Raw genomic sequence first — 17,520 nt, 5'->3', positions numbered from 1 at the left:
ATGAAACACCGAACCCTCTGCAGCCTGCTCACCCTCGGCGCCGCCCTGTCCGGCTGCGCCGCCTTCCAGCCCCCGCAACCGTGGGAGAAGGGCGTGCTCGCCAGGCCCGAGATGACGATGTCCGCCGACACGCTCGGCGAACGCTATGCGCAGCACATCTACACGAGCAAGGAAGCCGCCTCCGGCGGCACCGGCGTCGGCGGAGGTGGCTGTGGCTGCAACTGACCCCCGCGGCGCGCTGGTGATCGCGGCGCTGGCCTTGCCCGGCGTCTGGATGGCATCCGCCGCGCAAGCGCAGGGCGCGCCGGAGCATGGCCTCGTCGCGATCAAGCACCTGCATTACGAGGACTCGCAGCCGGGCCTGCACCGCATCACCGTCGATTCGCCGTCGTTCTACCTGCTCGCGCCGCTCGGCCCGCGTTGGTCGATCGAAGGCACCGCGGTGCTCGATTCGCTGTCGGGCGCGACGCCGCGCTGGCAGAGTGCGGTCTCCAGCGCATCGACGATGCACGAGACGCGGCGTGCCGGCGACGTGCGGCTGACGCGCTACCTCGACCGCGCGTCGTATGCGGTCGGCGCGAGCGTCTCGCGCGAGCACGACTACGACTCCGATGCGCTGTCGTTCAACGGCAGCTGGTCGAGCGACGACAACAACACCACGTGGCATGCCGGCCTCGGCGCGAACCGCGACCGCATCCACCCGACCGACGGCGGCAACGCCGGCATCGACCGGCGCATGCGCAGCGGCACCGACCTGATCGCCGGTGTCACGCAGGCGGTGTCGCCGGTCGACCTGGTGCAGCTCGATGCGAGCCACAGCCTGGGCCACGGCTACTTCGACGATCCGTACAAGGACCTCGACGTCCGTCCCGACCGGCGGCGCCAGGTCGCGCTGCTGGCGCGCTGGAACCACCACGTCGCCGACCTCGGCGCGACGCTGCGCAGCAGCTGGCGGGTGTACCGCGACAGCTACGGCGTGCGCGCCCACACGCTGCAGGCCGAGTGGGTGCAGCCGCTCGGCGGGCAGTTCGCGTTGACGCCGCTGCTGCGCTACCACACGCAGGGTGCGGCGGACTTCTACAGCAAGTCGGCAGTCGACGCGAACGGCTTGCCGCTGTACCCGACGGTGGCACCGGGGCAGCTGAACTCGGGCGACCAGCGGCTGTCGGCCTTCGGTGCGTTCACGGTGGGCCTGAAGGCCGAGTACAAGCTCGACGCGCTGTGGTCGGTCGACGCGAAGGTCGAGGCCTACGAGCAGCGCGGGAACTGGCGCGCCGGCGGCGAGGGTTCGCCGAATGTCGCGCCGTTCCGCGCGCGCTCGGTGCAGCTCGGCGTCAGCCGGCAGTTTTGACGGAGACCCTTCGATGAAGAACCTGCTGTTCCGGGCGCTGTGGTTGATGGCCGCGCTGCTGCCGTGGCGGGCGGTCGCGGCCGATGCGTTCCTCGACCCGGACGCCGCGTTCCGGCTCAGCGTGCAGGCGCGCGATGCGCAGCACGTCGCGATGCATATCGCGATCGCGCCCGGCTACTACCTGTACCGCGAGCGGCTGAGCGTGCAGGCGCTGCCGGCCGCCGCGGCCGCGGGCGACGCGGCGATCCCGCGCGGCAAGACGAAGTTCGACGAAACCTTCCAGAAGGAGGTCGAGACCTTCCACGACGAGGTGACGATGGTGTTGCCCATCGCCGCCGATGCGCCACCGTTCCGGCTGACGGTGGGCCACCAGGGCTGTGCCGAAAAGGGCCTGTGCTATCCGCCGGCCACGCACGCGTTCGACCTGAAGCCGGTGGCGGGTGGGTGGGCCGTGACCGCGGTGGCCGACGCGGACAGCGCGGCGGCGCCGGGGGCTGCCCCACCGGTTGCACCGCCGGCTGCCGCCGCCGCCGAGACCGGCCGCTTCGCGAGCGCGCTGCAGTCGCGCAGCCTGCTGACGATCGCTGGCGTGTTCCTGCTGGCCGGCGTGCTGCTGTCGTTCACGCCCTGCGTGCTGCCGATGCTGCCGATCCTGTCGTCGATCATCGTCGGGCAGCGCGGCACGGTGTCGCGTTGGCGCGGCTTCTCGCTGGCCTCGGCCTATGCGCTCGGCATGGCGCTGGTCTACACCGCGTTCGGCATGGTGGCCGGGCTGCTCGGCGAAGGACTCGCCGCCGCGCTGCAGAACGCCTGGGTGCTGGGCGCGTTCGCGCTGCTGCTGGCCGGGCTGTCGCTGTCGATGTTCGGTGTCTACGAACTGCAGCTGCCGACTGCGTTGCAGAGCAGGCTGAGCGAGGTGTCGGGCCGGTTGCAGGGCGGGCAGGTCCTCGGCGTGTTCGTGATGGGCGGCCTGTCGGCGCTGATCGTCGGCCCCTGCGTCGCGGCGCCGCTGGCCGGTGCGCTGGTCTACATCAGCCGCACGCACGACGTGTGGCTGGGCGGCATCGCGCTGTTCTCGCTGGCCGCCGGCATGAGCGTGCCGCTGCTGCTGGTCGGCGTGTCGGCCGGCTCGCTGCTGCCGCGCGCCGGCGCCTGGATGGACCGCGTGAAGCACTTCTTCGGCGCGATGCTGCTGGCGGTCGCGCTGTGGATGGTGTCGCCGGTGCTGCCGCCCTGGGGCCTGATGCTCGGCGCGGCGGCGCTGCTGCTGGCGAGCGCGGTGTACCTCGGCGCGTTCGACGGCGGCCCCGCGTCGCCTGGGCGTGCCGCGACGCGCGGCGTCGGCCTGCTGCTGGCGGTGCTCGCGGTGCTGCAACTGGCCGGCCTCGCGTCCGGCGGGCGCGACCTGCTGCAGCCGCTGCAGCACCTCGCCGGCACCGGCACGGCGGGGAGCCCGCGCGAGACGGCCTTGCCGTTCCAGCCGGTCGCCGACCTCGCAGCGCTCGATGCCGCGGTGCGCGCGTCGACGAAGCCGGTGATGGTCGACCTGTATGCCGACTGGTGCGTCGCCTGCAAGGAGTTCGAATCGCTGACCTTCACCGATGCCGCGGTGCGCGAGCGGTTGGCCGGCATGACGCTGCTGCGCGTCGACGTGACGGCCAACAGCGCGCAGGACAAGGCGCTGATGCGCAGGTACGGCCTGTTCGGCCCGCCCGCGCTGCTGTTCTTCGCGCCCGGCGGCGAGGAGCGCCCCGATGCGCGGGTGGTGGGCTTCCTCGACGCGGCGAGCTTCCGGGGGCACCTCGACCTGCGGCGCTGATGTTCGCGGCGCTGCACGCAGGTTCGCCGGGCGTGCCGCGTCCTTTCATGTGCTCAACAAAATGAACACATGAACACAACTCACGCCGCACCGTCCTCCGCGCCCGTCCATGCCGCCCTCACGCTGCGGGACCTGCGCGAACCCCACCCCACCGAACTGTGCTCGTGGCGCAGCGCGTCGATGACCGTCACCGAGCGGCCGGGCAATACCTGCTGCCACTACGTCGTGCTGCCCGACGGGCGGCTGTTCAAGATGCCGCTGCTGTCGCCGGCGCGGGTGAGCTGAGCCCGGTCGGCACCCCCAGCCGCTCGGCCAGGTGCGCCGCGTCGTACGGCGCGTGCACCTTGACGTCGTTGTCGAAGTAGCAGAACACGTCGCGCTTCGCGCGCCGGGGTGCGGCATGGGGCGACGCGAGCCGCGCGTCGGCCACCTGTCCGCCCCGGCGCCAGGTGTCGATGCGCTGCGCCCAGCGGTCGAGCGCGGCATCGCCGTAGCCGCTGGCGTACAGCTCCTTGTCGCCGTGCAGCCGCAGGTAGACGAAGTCGGCGCTCAGGTCCTCGATCAGCGGCCAGCGCTGCGCGGTGTCGGCAACCACCGGCGCGATGCGGTGCCGGCGCAGCAGCGCAATGAAGGCCGGGTCGACGAAGCTCGGGTGCCGGATCTCCACCGCATGCCGCACGGGCCGGGTCGGCCCCGCCTTCGACCACGTGCGGTCGTCGAGGCGCTCGTCGTGCTCGCGCGCCAGTGCGCGTGCCGCGTCGGTGTCGTGCGGCAGCATCGCGAAGAAGCGGTCGAAGCGCTCGGCGTCGAAGGGCAGCTGCGGCGGGAACTGCCACAGCACCGGCCCGAGCTTGTCGCGCAGCGCGAGCACGCCGGACGCGAAGAAGTTGGCCAGCGGCGTGCGCACCTCCTTCAGGCGGCGCAGGTGGGTGATGTACTTCGGCCCCTTGACCGAGAACACGAAGTCGTCCGGCGTGTCGTCGTGCCAGGCTTCGTAGGACGAGGGCCGCTGCAGCGAATAGAACGAGCCGTTGATCTCGATGCTCGGCAGCATGCGCGACGCGAACGCCAGTTCCTGCCGTTGCGGCAGCTTCGGCGGGTAGAAGACCCCGCGCCAGGGCGCATAGCGCCATCCCGAGATGCCGATTCGAACCGTGCCGGTGGCCATGCGATGCGGCGGCAAGCCGCATGCCCGCGACCTGCGCGACCGGGACCGGCCGGTTCATCCGGACGACAACGCGCGCCGGTACTGCACCGCCTCGGCGAGGTCGGCCGTTTCGATGGCCGGCCGGCCCGCGAGGTCGGCGATGCTGCGCGCCATCCGCAGCACGCGGTGGAAGCCGCGCGCGGACCAGCCGAGCCGGGTCGACACCGAGCGGAGAAAGGCCGCGCCGGCGGGGTCGAGCGCGCAATGCATGTCGAGCGCGTCGCCGTTCAGCTGCGCGTTGCGGCAGCCCTGGCGCGCCAGCGCGCGCTGCTGCGCCGCCGCGACGCGCTGCGCGATCGGTGCGCTCGGCTCGCCGTCGGGCGCCGCGGCCAGCGCGTCGGCCGGCAGCGCCGGCACCTCGACCTGCAGGTCGATGCGGTCGAGCAGCGGGCCGCTGATGCGGGCCTGGTAGCGTAGCACCAGGTCGGGCGAGCAGCGGCAGGCGCGCTGCGGGTTGCCGAGGTGGCCGCAGGGGCACGGGTTCATCGCGGCGATCAGCTGGAAGCGGGCCGGGAAATCGGCCTGCCGCGCCGCGCGCGAGATCGTGATGCGGCCGGTTTCCATCGGCTCGCGCAGTGCTTCGAGCGCGGCGCGCGGGAACTCGGGCAGTTCATCGAGGAACAGCACGCCATGGTGCGCGAGCGAGATCTCGCCCGGCCGTGGCGGCGACCCCCCGCCGACCAGCGCCACCGCCGAGGCGCCATGGTGCGGGCTGCGCATCGCCCGTTGCTGCCAGTGCTCGGCGCGGAAGCCGCCGCTGACGCTGAGCACCGCGGCCGATTCGAGCGCCTCCTGGGGCGTCAGCGGCGGCAGCAGGCCGGCGAAGCGCTGCGCGAGCATCGACTTGCCGGTGCCGGGCGGGCCGATCATCAGCAGGCTGTGGCCGCCGATCGCGGCAATCTCCAGCGCGCGCTTCGCGCCGGCCTGGCCCTTCACGTCGCGCAGGTCGGGCTGCGCGGACGGTACGCCCGGGCCCGGTGGCAGCGCGCGCGGCAGCAGCTCGCGCGGCATGGGGTTGTCGGGGTCGTCCGGGCGCAGCGCCTGCACCAGCTCGAGCAGGTGCCTCGCACCGTGGACCTCGATGCCGGCCACCAGTGCGGCCTCTTCGGCATTCGCTGCCGGCAGCACCAGCGCCCGCGCGGGGGTGGCCTGGGTCTGCAGCGCGAGCGCCATCGCCAGCGCGCCGCGCACCGGCCGCAGGTCGCCGGCGAGCGACAGCTCGCCGGCGAATTCGAAGCGCGCGAGGCGCTGCAGGTCGAGCCCGCCCTGCGCGGCAACGATGCCCAGCGCGATCGGCAGATCGAAGCGGCCGGACTCCTTCGGCAGGTCGGCCGGGGCCAGGTTCACGGTGATGCGCTTGTTGTGCGGGAAGGCCAGGCCGCTGTTCTGCAGCGCGGCGCGCACCCGTTCGCGCGCTTCTTTCACCTCGGTGTCGGCCAGCCCGACCAGCGTGAAGGCCGGCAGGCCGTTGGCCAGGTGCACCTCGACGGTGACTTCCGGGGCGGCCAGGCCGTCGAGGGCCCGGCTGTGGACGACGGCCAATGTCATGCGAGGGTCCCTGGGTCGGAGGTGAGGGCCGCGATTCTGCCGAGCGACAGGACCCACCGACACGGGGCATCTGTCCCCTGTTCAAGCGGGCGTATTTGCACCACGAGCGGGCACTCCGGTGCGCGTTGTGTCATTCGGCACCGAGACGGTGCGAATTTGGCGAGACAGCCGATTGAAAGCTGCAGAATGGGCGCCGATGGGGCACGCGCGCCCCAAAAAGTCCATGGCACAAAAGCTGCACTGAGGCCCCGGCCCCTCAGTTTCAAACGCCTGGAGAAACCTGCATGAAGAAGATCGTGATCCTTTCGGCCCTGGCTTCGCTGTTCGCCGTGTCGGTTCATGCCGAAGACGCCGCGCCGGCCGTCGCCACCAACTTCAGCCTGACCACGAACTACAAGTACCGCGGCCAGGACCAGGGCAACAACAAGCCCGCGGTGCAGGGCGGCTTCGACTACGCGAACAGCGGCTTCTACGTCGGCAACTGGAACTCGAGCATCGGCTTCACGAACTCCGGCATCGAGATGGATTTCTACGGCGGCTACAAGGGCGAGATCACGAAGGACGTCGGCTTCGACGTCGGCGTGCTGCAGTACTACTACTCGCAGAAGGACAAGGTCGTCGACTTCAACACCACCGAGCTGTACGGCGCACTGAGCTACGGCCCGGTCTCGCTGAAGTACTCGACCACGGTGTCGAAGGACTACTTCGGCCTCGGCGAATCGGCCGGCCTGGCGCTGGGCATCGACCCGCCGAAGGGCCGCAACACCGGCTACCTCGACCTGTCGGGCAACTTCGAGGTCGCCAAGGGCATCACGCTGAACGCGCACATGGGCTTCACCCGGCTGTCGAGCGAGCTGAAGGACGTCGGCTACGAGAACTACGCCGACTACAAGTTCGGCGCGACGATGGACCTCGGGTCGGGCTTCTCGGCCGGTGCCGCGATCGTCGGCGCGACCAAGAAGGACTTCTATGGCGACATCAACAAGGCGCGCGCCATCCTGACGATCACCAAGTCGATGTGAGCCCGCGTTCCGCGAGCCCCACCCATTCATTGCCAACAGGAGCATTCCATGAAGATGGTGACTGCCATCGTCAAGCCGTTCAAGCTTGACGAAGTGCGTGAAGCCTTGAGCGCCATCGGCGTGCAGGGCATCACCGTGACCGAGGTCAAGGGCTTCGGCCGCCAGAAGGGCCACACCGAGCTGTACCGCGGCGCGGAGTACGTGGTCGACTTCCTGCCGAAGGTCAAGATCGAGGCGGCCGTCGACGACGGCCTGATCGACCGCGTGATCGAAGCCATCGAAGGCGCGGCCCGCACCGGCAAGATCGGCGACGGCAAGATTTTCGTGTCGCCCCTCGAGCAGGTGGTGCGCATCCGCACCGGCGAGACCGGCAAGGATGCCCTCTGAGCAGACAACAACAGAGACAACCATGAAGAAACTCATTGCCACACTCGCCCTGGGCTTCGCCGCCTGGGGATTCGCCGGCGTTTCGCTGGCGCAGGACGCGGCCTCCGCGCCCGCCGCCACGGCTTCGGCCGCGGCGCCCGCTGCCACGGCCGACGCAGCCTCCGCACCGGCGGCAGCGGCTTCGGCCGCCGCGGCCGCATCGGCGCCGGCCGCGCCGGTCGCCAACAAGGGCGACGTCGCGTGGATGATCGTCGCGACGCTGCTCGTGATCATGATGACCGTGCCCGGCCTGGCGCTGTTCTATGGCGGCCTGGTCCGCAGCAAGAACATGCTGTCGGTGCTGATGCAGGTGATGGTCACCTTCTCGCTGATCGTCGTGCTGTGGACCATCTATGGCTACAGCCTGGCGTTCACCGAAGGCAACAAGTTCGTGGGCGGCCTCGACCGGCTGTTCATGAAGGGCATCTTCGATCCGGCCACCGGCGCCTTCGCGATGGGCGCGACCTTCAGCAAGGGCGTCTACATCCCCGAGCTGCTGTTCGCGGCCTTCCAGGCGACCTTCGCCGGCATCACCTGCTGCCTGATCGTCGGCGCGTTCGCCGAGCGCATCAAGTTCTCGGCGGTGCTGCTGTTCATGACGCTGTGGTTCACCTTCAGCTATGCGCCGATTGCGCACATGGTCTGGTTCTGGATGGGCCCGGATGCATACAGCGCCGCCGGCGTCGTCGACGAGATGAATGCGAAGGCCGGCTGGATCTGGCAATGGGGCGCTCTCGACTTCGCGGGCGGCACGGTGGTGCACATCAATGCCGCCGTCGCCGGCCTGGTCGGTGCCTACATGGTCGGCAAGCGCGTCGGCTACGGCAAGGAAGCCTTCACGCCGCACTCGCTGACGCTGACGATGGTCGGTGCCTCGCTGCTGTGGGTGGGCTGGTTCGGCTTCAACGCCGGCTCGGCGCTCGAAGCCGGCAACAGCGCGGTTCTGGCCTTCATGAACACCTTCACGGCCACCTCGGCCGCGGTGCTCGCCTGGTGCATCGGCGAAGCGCTGATGAAGGGCAAGGCCTCGATGCTGGGTGCCGCCTCGGGTGCGGTGGCGGGCCTGGTGGCGATCACGCCGGCGGCCGGCAACGTCGGCCTGATGGGCGCGATCGTGATCGGCTTCATCGCCGGTTTCGCCTGCCTGTGGGGTGTCAACGCGCTGAAGAAGCTGCTCGGCGCCGACGACTCGCTCGACGTGTTCGGCGTGCACGGTGTCGGCGGCATCGTCGGCGCGCTGCTGACGGGCGTGTTCAACACGCAGGCGCTCGGCGGCCCCGGCCTGGTCGGCGACTGGGTCACGGCGTCGGTCACCTCCAACGGCATCGGTGCCCAGGTGTGGATCCAGCTGAAGGCCGTGGTCCTGACCATCGTCTGGTCGGGCGTGGTCTCGGTGGTGGCGTTCAAGATCGTCGACCTGGTGGTCGGCCTGCGCGTGACGGAAGAAGAGGAACGCGAAGGTCTCGACATCTCGTCGCACGGCGAGACGGCGTACCACAAGTAAGTTTTCGGGAAGAGGCGCGGGCTTCGGCCCGCGGGACACCGGGAAGGCCGCCTGCGGGCGGCCTTTTCTTTTTTTCCGGAACGGCACTGGCCGGTCGTGATGCAAGCCTCAAACAAGGCGCATCCCGGCTGGGGCCTCCCGGCTTGCCATCGACGCGGGCGACCCCAGATGCCTAGAATCCGCGATCCCCAGGCGTTCAACGGGCTCTTATGGTTCCCCATCTCATCACCGCACTCACCGGCCCGATCAACGAACTGGAGCAGCGCATCCTCGAATCGCTGCCGGCCATCGAACGCTGGTTCCGCCTCGAATGGATGGAGCACACGCCGCCGTTCTACACCTCGGTCGACGTGCGCAACGCCGGCTTCAAGCTGGCGCCGGTCGACACCAACCTGTTCCCCGGCGGCTTCAACAACCTGACGCCCGAGATGCTGCCGCTGGCGGTGCAGGCGGCGATGGCGGCGATCGAGAAGATCTGCCCCGAAGCGAAGAACCTGCTGCTGATCCCCGAGAAGCACACCCGCAACACGTTCTACCTGATGAACGTCGCGCGGCTGACGCAGATCTTCCACCAGGCCGGGCTGAACGTGCGCCTGGGCACGCTCGACGACACCATCAAGGCGCCGACCCAGATCGACCTGCCCGACGGCAGTTCGCTGACGGTCGAGCCGCTGCTGCGCACCCGCGGCCGTCTCGGGCTGAAGGATTTCGATCCCTGCACGATCCTGCTGAACAACGACCTGTCGGCCGGCATCCCGAAGGTGCTGGAGAACCTGCACGAGCAGTACCTGCTGCCGCCGCTGCACGCCGGCTGGGCGGTGCGCCGCAAGACCAACCACTTCCAGGCCTATGAAGAGGTGGCCAAGAAGTTCGCGAAGCTGCTGGGCATGGACCCGTGGCTGATCAACCCGATGTTCGCGCGCTGCGGCGAGGTCAATTTCAGCGACGGCACCGGCGCCGAATGCCTGGCGAGCAATGCCGAAGCGCTGCTCGGCAAGATCCGCCGCAAGTACAAGGAATACGGCATCCAGGAGAAGCCGTTCATCATCGTGAAGGCCGACGCCGGCACCTACGGCATGGGCATCATGACGGTGCGCGACCCGAAGGACCTGGTCGACCTGAACCGCAAGGCACGCAACAAGATGAGCGTGATCAAGGACGGCCAGGAGGTCAGCGAGGTCATCCTGCAGGAAGGCGTGCCGACCTACGAGCGCGTCAACGACGCGGTCGCCGAGCCGGTCGTCTACATGATCGACCGCTATGTGGTGGGCGGCTTCTACCGCGTCAACGCCGAGCGCGGCATCGACGAGAACCTGAATTCGCCCGGGGCGAGCTTCGTGCCGCTGGCCTTCGCCGAGTCGAACCAGCTGCCGAAGCCGGGCGTCAAGCCCGGGGCGAGTGCGCCGAATCGCTTCTACATGTACGGAGTGATCGCTCGCTTGGCGATGCTGGCGGCCAGCTACGAGCTGGAAGCCACGGACCCGGACGCTGAGGTCTACGAGTAAGCCGCAGGCCTTCTACCAGGGTCGTTGCTGCAGTGCAACATGCACCCCCAATGCCTTGGGGGTGGCGGGTGTCGACCTGTTTCCGCTCGTTTCCGCAGGCGCACAATGGCCGTCCTTTGGATTGAGCCGTGCCCCTTCGGCGAGCGCGGTGAATCGTGAATCAGCACCGTCCCAGCTCCAGCCTGGCCGCCCTGACGCTGGGCGCCATCGGCGTCGTCTACGGCGACATCGGCACCAGCCCCCTCTACGCACTCAAGGAAGTTTTCGCCCACGGCCACGTGCCGTTGACGCCGCAGAACATCTACGGCGTGCTGTCGCTGGTGTTCTGGACGCTGACGGTGGTGGTCTCGATCAAGTACGTGGCGCTGATCCTGCGGGCCGACAACAACGGCGAAGGCGGGCTGATCGCGATGCTGGCGCTGGCCTCGCAGGCGGTGAAAGACCGGCCGGTGCTGCGCAAGCGGCTGCTGATGGTGGGCATCTTCGGCACCGCGATCTTCTTCGGCGACGGCGTGATCACGCCGGCCATCACGGTGCTGGGCGCGATGGAAGGCCTGGAGGTCGCGGCACCCGGCCTGCACCACTACATCGTGCCGCTGTCGCTGGTCGTGCTGACGCTGCTGTTCCTGGTGCAGCGCCACGGCACCACGACGGTCGGCAAGCTGTTCGGGCCGGTGATGGTGCTGTGGTTCGCGGTGCTGGCGGTGCTCGGGCTGTCGCAGATCGCGACCAACCCGGCGGTGCTGGCGGCGTTGAGCCCGAGCTACGCGCTGTCCTTCCTGCTCGGCCACCCGACGATCGCGTTCATCGCGCTCGGCTCGATCGTGCTGTGCGTGACCGGCGCCGAAGCGCTGTATGCCGACATGGGCCACTTCGGCAAGCGCCCGATCCGCGTCGCGTGGTTCAGCCTCGCGATGCCGGCGCTGGTGCTGAACTACTTCGGCCAGGGCGCGATGCTGCTGGCGCACCCGGAGAACGTGCGCAACCCGTTCTACGAGATGGCGCCGCCGTGGGCGGTCTACCCGCTGATCGGGCTGGCGACGGCCGCCGCGGTGATCGCGTCGCAGGCATTGATCACGGCAGCGTTCTCGGTCACGAAGCAGGCGATGCAGCTCGGCTACCTGCCGCGGCTGCGCATCCTGCACACCTCGGTGCGCGAGACCGGGCAGGTCTACCTGCCGTTCGTCAACTGGGGGCTGTATGCCTGCATCGTGCTGGCGGTCGTGACCTTCGGCTCCAGCAGCAAGCTGGCGGCGGCCTACGGCATCGCGGTGACGATCGACATGCTGATCACCACCACGATGACCTTCTTCGTGATCCGCTACGGCTGGCGCTACCCGTGGTCGCTGAGCGTGGCCGCGACCGGCTTCTTCTTCCTGGTCGACTTCACCTACTTCAGCGCCAACGTCATCAAGGTATTCGACGGCGGCTGGTTCCCGGTGGTGATCGGCGGCGTGATGTTCATGATCATGATGACCTGGAAGCAGGGTCGCCGGCTGATGGCCGAGCGCCTGCGCGAGGACGCGATCGACCTGAAGAGTTTCCTCGACGCGGTGTTCGTCAGCCCGCCGACGCGCGTGGCCGGCACCGCGGTGTTCCTGGTCAGCGAGCAGGGGCTGACGCCGAACGCGCTGCTGCACAACCTGAAGCACAACAAGGTGCTGCACGAGACCAACCTGTTCGTCACCGTGAAGCTGCACGAAGTGCCGTGGATCGGCTTCGAGAAGCGCTGCGAGATGGAGCCGCTCGGCCGCGACTGCTGGCAGGTGACGGTGCACTTCGGCTTCAAGAACGAGCCCGACGTGCCGGAGGCGCTGGCCTTCCTGCGCACGCGGGGCTGCCAGATGGACGACATGGAGACGTCGTACTTCCTGTCGCGGGACATCGTGATTCCGACCTTCGGCAGCGGGATGGCGAGCTGGCGGGAGAAGCTGTTCGCGGGGATGCACCGCAATGCGGCGGCGGCGGCGGACTTCCTCAGCTTGCCGACCAACCGGGTTGTTGAGCTGGGCTCCAAGGTGGAAATCTGAACGGCTTCTTGTTCACGGCGTGAGGCTGCTGCCGGGTCTCGCCCCGGCGGGCGAGTCACTTTCATTTGGGCTCAAATGAAAGTAACCAAAGCAAAGAGCCTCAACGCACACCATACGGCTCGTTCTGCACGCTGCGGACAACACTGCCACGCCGCTGCCCATCGAGCCTTGATTGGGATTGTTGCCCTTCCTCTTTTCTCGCACGACTCGCTTCGCATCGTCTCGGCTGCAGTCGTTTGATAGGCTAATCCGGATGAACATTCGCCTCTCCGACATGTCGCTCTCCGCTTTCGTCGCCGGCTTCGTCGCCGTCCTCGTCGGGTTCACCAGCTCGGTCGCGATCGTGTTCTCGGCCGCACAGGCGCTGGGTGCCGGGCCGGCCGAGATCAGTTCGTGGATGTGGGCACTTGGGCTTGGCATGGGACTGTGCTCGGTGCTGCCTTCGTTGTGGCTGCGCCAGCCGGTCATGATCGCGTGGTCGACGCCGGGGGCGGCGGTGCTCGCCACCGCAGCGGCCAGCGGGGGCTTCCACCTGCCGGAGGCGGTGGGGGCCTTTCTTGTCAGCGCGGCGCTGGTCACGCTGTTCGGCGTCACCGGCTGGTTCGAGCGGCTGATGGGGCGCATCCCGATGCCGATCGCGAGCGCCTTGCTCGCCGGCGTGCTCGCGCGCTTCGGGCTCGATGCCTTCGTCGCGCTGAAGTCGGCCTTCGCGCTGGTGCTGCTGATGCTCGCCACCTACCTGGTCGGCCGCCGCCTGTGGCCGCGCTATGCGGTGCCGGGCGTGCTGGCGGCGGGCACCCTCTTCGCCGCGCTGCAGGGGAAGTTGCATTTGGGCGCCGTCTCGTTGGCGCTGACGGTGCCGGTGTTCACGATGCCGGTGTTCACGCTGCCGGCGCTGGTCAGCCTCGCGCTGCCGCTGTTCATCGTCACGATGGCGTCGCAGAACCTGCCCGGCGTCGCGGCGATCCGGGCGGCCGGCTACGACATGCCGGTCTCGAAACTGATCACGCTCTCCGGCCTCGCGACGCTGCTGCTCGCGCCGTTCGGCGCGTTCGCGCTGAACCTGTCGGCGATCACCGCGGCGATCTGCATGGGCCGCGAAGCACATGAAGACAAGGGCCGCCGCTACATGGCCGCGGTCGCCTGCGGGCTGGTCTACTGCGTGATCGGGCTGTTCGGCGCGGCGGTCACCGGCGTGCTGACGGCGTTTCCGCGCGAGCTGGTGGTTGCCATCGCCGGGCTTGCGCTGCTCGGCACCATCGGCAACGGGCTCGCGGCAGCGCTGAAGGACGACGCGCACCGCGAAGCCGCGCTGATCACCTTCCTCGTCACGCTGAGCGGCCTGAGCCTGTGGGGCATCGGCTCGGCGTTCTGGGGCGTGGTCGCCGGCGCGCTCGCGCTTTTTGTGCAACAGTGGCGGCCCCGCATCGCCGCCTGACCGACAGAGAGAGCCCCGCCATGACGCTGCTGTTCGTTGCCGACCCGCTGGAAGGCTTCAAGACCTACAAGGATTCGACCTTCGCGATGATGCGCGAAGCCGCCCGCCGCGGCCACCTGCTGGCCGCCTGCGAGCCGCGCGACCTGGTCTGGGAGCGCGGCGGCCGCGTGCAGGCGAAGGTGCGGCCGTTCACCGTCACCAGCGACCCGCAGGCCTGGTTCGCCGAGCAGCCGGCGCAGACGCTGGCGCTGGCCGATGCCACCGCGGTGCTGATGCGCAAGGACCCGCCGTTCGACAGCGAGTACTTCTACGCCACCCACCTGCTGCAGCAGGCCGAGCGCGAAGGCGCCCGCGTCTTCAACAAGCCGGCCGCGCTGCGCGACCACCCCGAGAAACTCGCGATCCTGGAATTCCCGGACTTCATCGGCCCGACGATCGTCACGCGCGACGAGGCCGAGATCAAGCGCTTCCATGGCGTGCACCACGACATCATCCTGAAGCCGCTCGACGGCATGGGCGGCATGGGCATCTTCCGCGTCGGGCCCGACGGACTGAACCTGGGCAGCATCACCGAGACGCTGAACAAGGGCGGCACGCAGACCGTGATGGTGCAGCGCTACCTGCCGGAGATCGTGCACGGCGACAAGCGCGTGCTGGTGATCGGCGGGGTGCCGGTGCCGTTCTCGCTGGCGCGCATTCCGCAGGGCAGCGAGATCCGCGGCAACCTGGCGGCCGGCGGCAAGGGCGTCGCGCAGCCGCTGTCCACGCGCGACCGCGAGATCGCCGAAGCGCTCGGCCCGGTGCTCGCGGCGCGCGGGCTGCTGCTGGTCGGGCTCGACATCATCGGCGACAGCCTGACCGAGATCAACGTGACCAGCCCGACCTGTTTCCAGGAGATCGCGCAGCAGGCAGGATTCGACGTCGCCGAGATGTTCGTCGACGCGCTGGAAGCCAAGCTTCCCTGAAACCGCGGGCACGGGATAATCGCGGTTTCCTCCGCTGGTTTCTCCATGGCCGTCCTCTCGCTCTCCAATGCCCACCTGGCCTTCGGCCACGTGGCCCTGCTCGACAACGCGGCCTTCTCGCTGGAGACCGGCGAACGCCTCGGGCTGATCGGCCGCAACGGCGCCGGCAAGTCCTCGATGCTGAAGGTCATCGCCGGGCTCGAGAAGCTCGACGACGGCCTGCTGCAGATGACGCAGGGCGTGCGCATCTGCTACGTGCCGCAGGAACCGTCGTTCGAGCCCGGCCACACGGTGTTCGAAGCCGTCAGCGAAGGCGTCGCCGAGGCGCGCGCGGTGCGCCAGGCCTACGAAGAGCATGCCGACGGCGTCGACCTCGACGCGCTGCAGACGCGCATCGAGGCGCTCGACGCCTGGAACTGGGAGCAGCGCGTGGACACCACGCTCGCGCAGCTGCACCTCGACGGCACGCGCGAGATCAGCCAGCTGTCGGGCGGCATGAAGAAGCGCGTCGCGCTGGCGCAGGCGCTGGTCGCGGTGCCCGACGTGCTGCTGCTCGACGAGCCGACCAACCACCTCGACCTCGACTCGATCGCCTGGCTCGAGGAGCTGCTGCGCGGCTTCAAGGGCAGCGTGATGCTGATCACCCACGACCGCGCGTTCCTCGACGGCGTGGCCACCCGCATCGTCGAGCTCGACCGCGGCATCATCCGCAGCTACCCAGGCAACTTCAGCGCCTACGAGCGCATGAAGGAAGAACAGCTGGCGTCCGACGCGCTCGCCAATGCGCGCGCCGACAAGCTGCTGGCGCAGGAAGAAGTGTGGATCCGCAAGGGCGTCGAAGCCCGCCGCACGCGCAGCGTGGCGCGCATCCAGCGGCTCGAGGTGCTGCGCGACCAGCGCCAGAAACGGCGCGATTCGCTCGGCCAGGTGCGGCTGGAAGTGGACTCCGGCGCGCCCAGCGGCAAGATCGTCGCCGAGCTGCGCGACGTGAACCTGCGCTTCGGCGAGAAGGTGATCGTGAAGGACTTCACCGCGACCATCCTGCGTGGCGACAAGGTCGGGTTGATCGGGCCGAACGGCGCCGGCAAGACGACGCTGCTGAAGCTGATCCTCGGCGAGCTGAAGCCCGACTCCGGCCACGTGCGCCAGGGCAGCAAGCTCGAAGTCGCCTACTTCGACCAGATGCGCAGCACGTTGAAGCTCGATGCGACGCTGGCCGACACCATCAGTCCCGGCAGCGAATGGGTGGAGTTCAACGGCCAGCGCAAGCACGTGATGAGCTACCTGAACGACTTCCTGTTCTCTCCGGAGCGTGCCAACTCGCCGGTGCGCACGCTGAGCGGTGGCGAACGCAACCGCGTGCTGTTGGCGCGCCTGTTCGCGCTGCCGGCCAACGTGCTGGTGCTCGACGAACCGACCAATGACCTCGACATCGACACGCTGGAGCTGCTCGAGGAGCTGCTGCAGGGCTACCCCGGCACGGTGTTCCTGGTGAGCCATGACCGGCGCTTCCTCGACAACGTCGTGACCAGCACGATCGCCTGGGAAGGCGACGACAGCCCGGGCTTCTGGCGCGAGTACGAAGGCGGCTACGAGGACTGGAAGCTGCAGCGCGACCGCGCACGTGCGATTCGCGACAAGGCCGCGAAGGCCGCGCCCGCGCCGACGCCTGCGGCTCCCCCGCCGCCCGCTGCCGCGCCGGCCGCGAAGAAGGCCAAGCTCAGCTACAAGGAACAGCGCGAGCTCGACGGCCTGCCGGCGCGCATCGAGGCGCTGGAGACCGAGCAGAAGACGCTGTCGGAGCTGCTGGCCGGCACCGAGATCTACGCCGGCGACGCGGCGAAGCTCGCGGCCGCGCAGGCGCGCTTCGCGGCGCTCGACGACGAGTTGCTCGCGGCGCTGACGCGCTGGGAAGAACTCGGCGCTCGCTGACGGGGCGGCTTGCTCAGCGCCCGAGCGCGCCGAACCACGATTCGCCGATCGCATTGCGGTGCGAGCGGCTGATGATCAGCCCCGATTGCAGGTACAGCGCGTTCAGCAGCCGCGCCGCGCGCGAGCTGTCGAAGCCCGGCCAGTCGGCCATCTCGCGCAGCGACGAGCGGTCGCCCTGCAACCGCTGCACCGCGGCGCGCAACAGGCCGCCGGCGCGCAGGCCGCCCATCGCGAAGCCGGGCGCGACGCGGTAGGCCACCGGCCCGGCGATCTCCGGCAGCAGCGTGCCGCGCGAGCCGCGCAGCGCGAGTTCCCACAGCACCGGCCCGAGCGAGTGGTAGTGCTGCTCGTCGGCCACCAGCGACAGCTCTTCGTCGCCCGGCGGCCGCAGCACCGCCGGCTCGACGTGCATCACGCGCAATTCGGTCGGCCGCTCGCGCAGCAGGGCATCGAGGCTGATCGGGCAGTGCACCAGGCGTTCGCGTGCGAAGACCGTCAGCGGCACCACCGCCTCGCCCATCTGCAGGTGGATCACGACCTGCTGCGAATGCCGCACGCAGGCGGCCAGCACGTCGAGCACCTCGGAGGCCTGGCCGGCCCGCTCGAAGCGGCTCAGGTCGGCCAGCAGCGACGGGCTGAGTGTCGCGCCGCGCAGGCTGCTGTCGGCGACCTCGCCGAGCGCGCGCGGGCCGCCCGGCTCATGCAGGTAGCGCTCGAAGGCGCTGACGCGCATCAGTTCCGGCTCGCCGAACGGGATGGTGGGCTCGAACATG

At 69.3% G+C, this 17,520-nt stretch carries 15 protein-coding genes; 12 read left to right on the top strand and 3 right to left on the bottom strand.

Translation table 11 applies throughout. The features are described from left to right. From FHT26_RS21410 to FHT26_RS21395, 4 genes are all read left to right on the top strand, one after another. The gene (locus tag FHT26_RS21410; RefSeq protein ID WP_168562127.1) at window positions 1-225 is read left to right on the top strand and encodes a DUF4266 domain-containing protein; all 225 of its coding nucleotides are present in this window, start codon (window positions 1-3) and stop codon (window positions 223-225) included. Then, on the top strand, window positions 212-1,351 hold the full coding sequence (locus FHT26_RS21405; protein WP_349238192.1) for a DUF3570 domain-containing protein: 1,140 nt from the start codon (window positions 212-214) through the stop codon (window positions 1,349-1,351). Before FHT26_RS21410 ends, FHT26_RS21405 begins: the two co-directional genes overlap by 14 nt. 13 nt (window positions 1,352-1,364) lie before the next feature. Beyond that, window positions 1,365-3,170 (top strand): protein-disulfide reductase DsbD, encoded by a 1,806-nt coding sequence (dsbD, locus tag FHT26_RS21400; RefSeq protein ID WP_246868031.1) that lies wholly within the window; start codon window positions 1,365-1,367, stop codon window positions 3,168-3,170. Between the two features lie 69 nt (window positions 3,171-3,239). Then, window positions 3,240-3,455, top strand: a complete 216-nt coding sequence (locus tag FHT26_RS21395) for a hypothetical protein (protein ID WP_168562124.1) — start codon at window positions 3,240-3,242, stop codon at window positions 3,453-3,455. Here FHT26_RS21395 and FHT26_RS21390 read toward each other — a convergent pair. Together FHT26_RS21390 and FHT26_RS21385 are read right to left on the bottom strand one after the other, a co-directional pair. Next, complete coding sequence (locus FHT26_RS21390; protein WP_168562123.1) at window positions 3,418-4,338, bottom strand: DUF72 domain-containing protein; 921 nt, start codon at window positions 4,336-4,338, stop codon at window positions 3,418-3,420. The genes FHT26_RS21395 and FHT26_RS21390 overlap by 38 nt on opposite strands. A 54-nt stretch (window positions 4,339-4,392) precedes the next feature. Then, complete coding sequence (locus tag FHT26_RS21385) at window positions 4,393-5,925, bottom strand: YifB family Mg chelatase-like AAA ATPase (protein WP_168562122.1); 1,533 nt, start codon at window positions 5,923-5,925, stop codon at window positions 4,393-4,395. A gap of 284 nt (window positions 5,926-6,209) precedes the next feature. Between FHT26_RS21385 and FHT26_RS21380 the strand changes: the two genes are divergently transcribed. The 8 genes from FHT26_RS21380 (at window position 6,210) to FHT26_RS21345 (ending at window position 16,747) form a co-directional block, all read left to right on the top strand. Beyond that, on the top strand, window positions 6,210-6,947 hold the full coding sequence (locus tag FHT26_RS21380; protein WP_168562121.1) for a TorF family putative porin: 738 nt from the start codon (window positions 6,210-6,212) through the stop codon (window positions 6,945-6,947). A 48-nt stretch (window positions 6,948-6,995) separates the two neighbouring features. Further along, entirely contained in the window at window positions 6,996-7,334 is a 339-nt protein-coding gene (locus FHT26_RS21375) for a P-II family nitrogen regulator (RefSeq protein WP_047509787.1), read from the top strand. A gap of 22 nt (window positions 7,335-7,356) precedes the next feature. Further along, complete coding sequence (locus FHT26_RS21370) at window positions 7,357-8,877, top strand: ammonium transporter (protein WP_168562120.1); 1,521 nt, start codon at window positions 7,357-7,359, stop codon at window positions 8,875-8,877. A gap of 209 nt (window positions 8,878-9,086) precedes the next feature. Further along, entirely contained in the window at window positions 9,087-10,382 is a 1,296-nt protein-coding gene (gene gshA, locus FHT26_RS21365) for a glutamate--cysteine ligase (RefSeq protein WP_056803331.1), read from the top strand. 155 nt (window positions 10,383-10,537) lie between these two features. After that, window positions 10,538-12,412 carry a KUP/HAK/KT family potassium transporter gene (locus FHT26_RS21360; protein WP_168562119.1) on the top strand — a complete coding sequence of 625 codons (1,875 nt, stop codon included), beginning with the start codon at window positions 10,538-10,540 and terminating at the stop codon, window positions 12,410-12,412. A 274-nt stretch (window positions 12,413-12,686) separates the two neighbouring features. Further along, window positions 12,687-13,850 (top strand): benzoate/H(+) symporter BenE family transporter, encoded by a 1,164-nt coding sequence (locus FHT26_RS21355; RefSeq protein WP_490362805.1) that lies wholly within the window; start codon window positions 12,687-12,689, stop codon window positions 13,848-13,850. 20 nt (window positions 13,851-13,870) lie between these two features. After that, window positions 13,871-14,815 carry a glutathione synthase gene (gene gshB, locus FHT26_RS21350; RefSeq protein WP_168562117.1) on the top strand — a complete coding sequence of 315 codons (945 nt, stop codon included), beginning with the start codon at window positions 13,871-13,873 and terminating at the stop codon, window positions 14,813-14,815. 45 nt (window positions 14,816-14,860) lie between these two features. Then, window positions 14,861-16,747 carry an ATP-binding cassette domain-containing protein gene (locus FHT26_RS21345; protein ID WP_168562116.1) on the top strand — a complete coding sequence of 629 codons (1,887 nt, stop codon included), beginning with the start codon at window positions 14,861-14,863 and terminating at the stop codon, window positions 16,745-16,747. A 13-nt stretch (window positions 16,748-16,760) separates the two neighbouring features. On the opposite strand, the gene FHT26_RS21340 is transcribed toward FHT26_RS21345, so the two are convergent. Further along, the gene (locus FHT26_RS21340; protein ID WP_056803351.1) at window positions 16,761-17,519 is read right to left on the bottom strand and encodes a hypothetical protein; all 759 of its coding nucleotides are present in this window, start codon (window positions 17,517-17,519) and stop codon (window positions 16,761-16,763) included. Between the last annotated feature and the right edge of the window lies 1 nt (window position 17,520).

This window comes from Rhizobacter sp. SG703 (assembly GCF_012275445.1).
Taxonomy (GTDB): Bacteria; Pseudomonadota; Gammaproteobacteria; order Burkholderiales; family Burkholderiaceae_C; genus Rhizobacter.
Note: the sequence above shows the minus strand (reverse complement) of the source record. Positions and strands in the feature narration are given on the sequence as shown.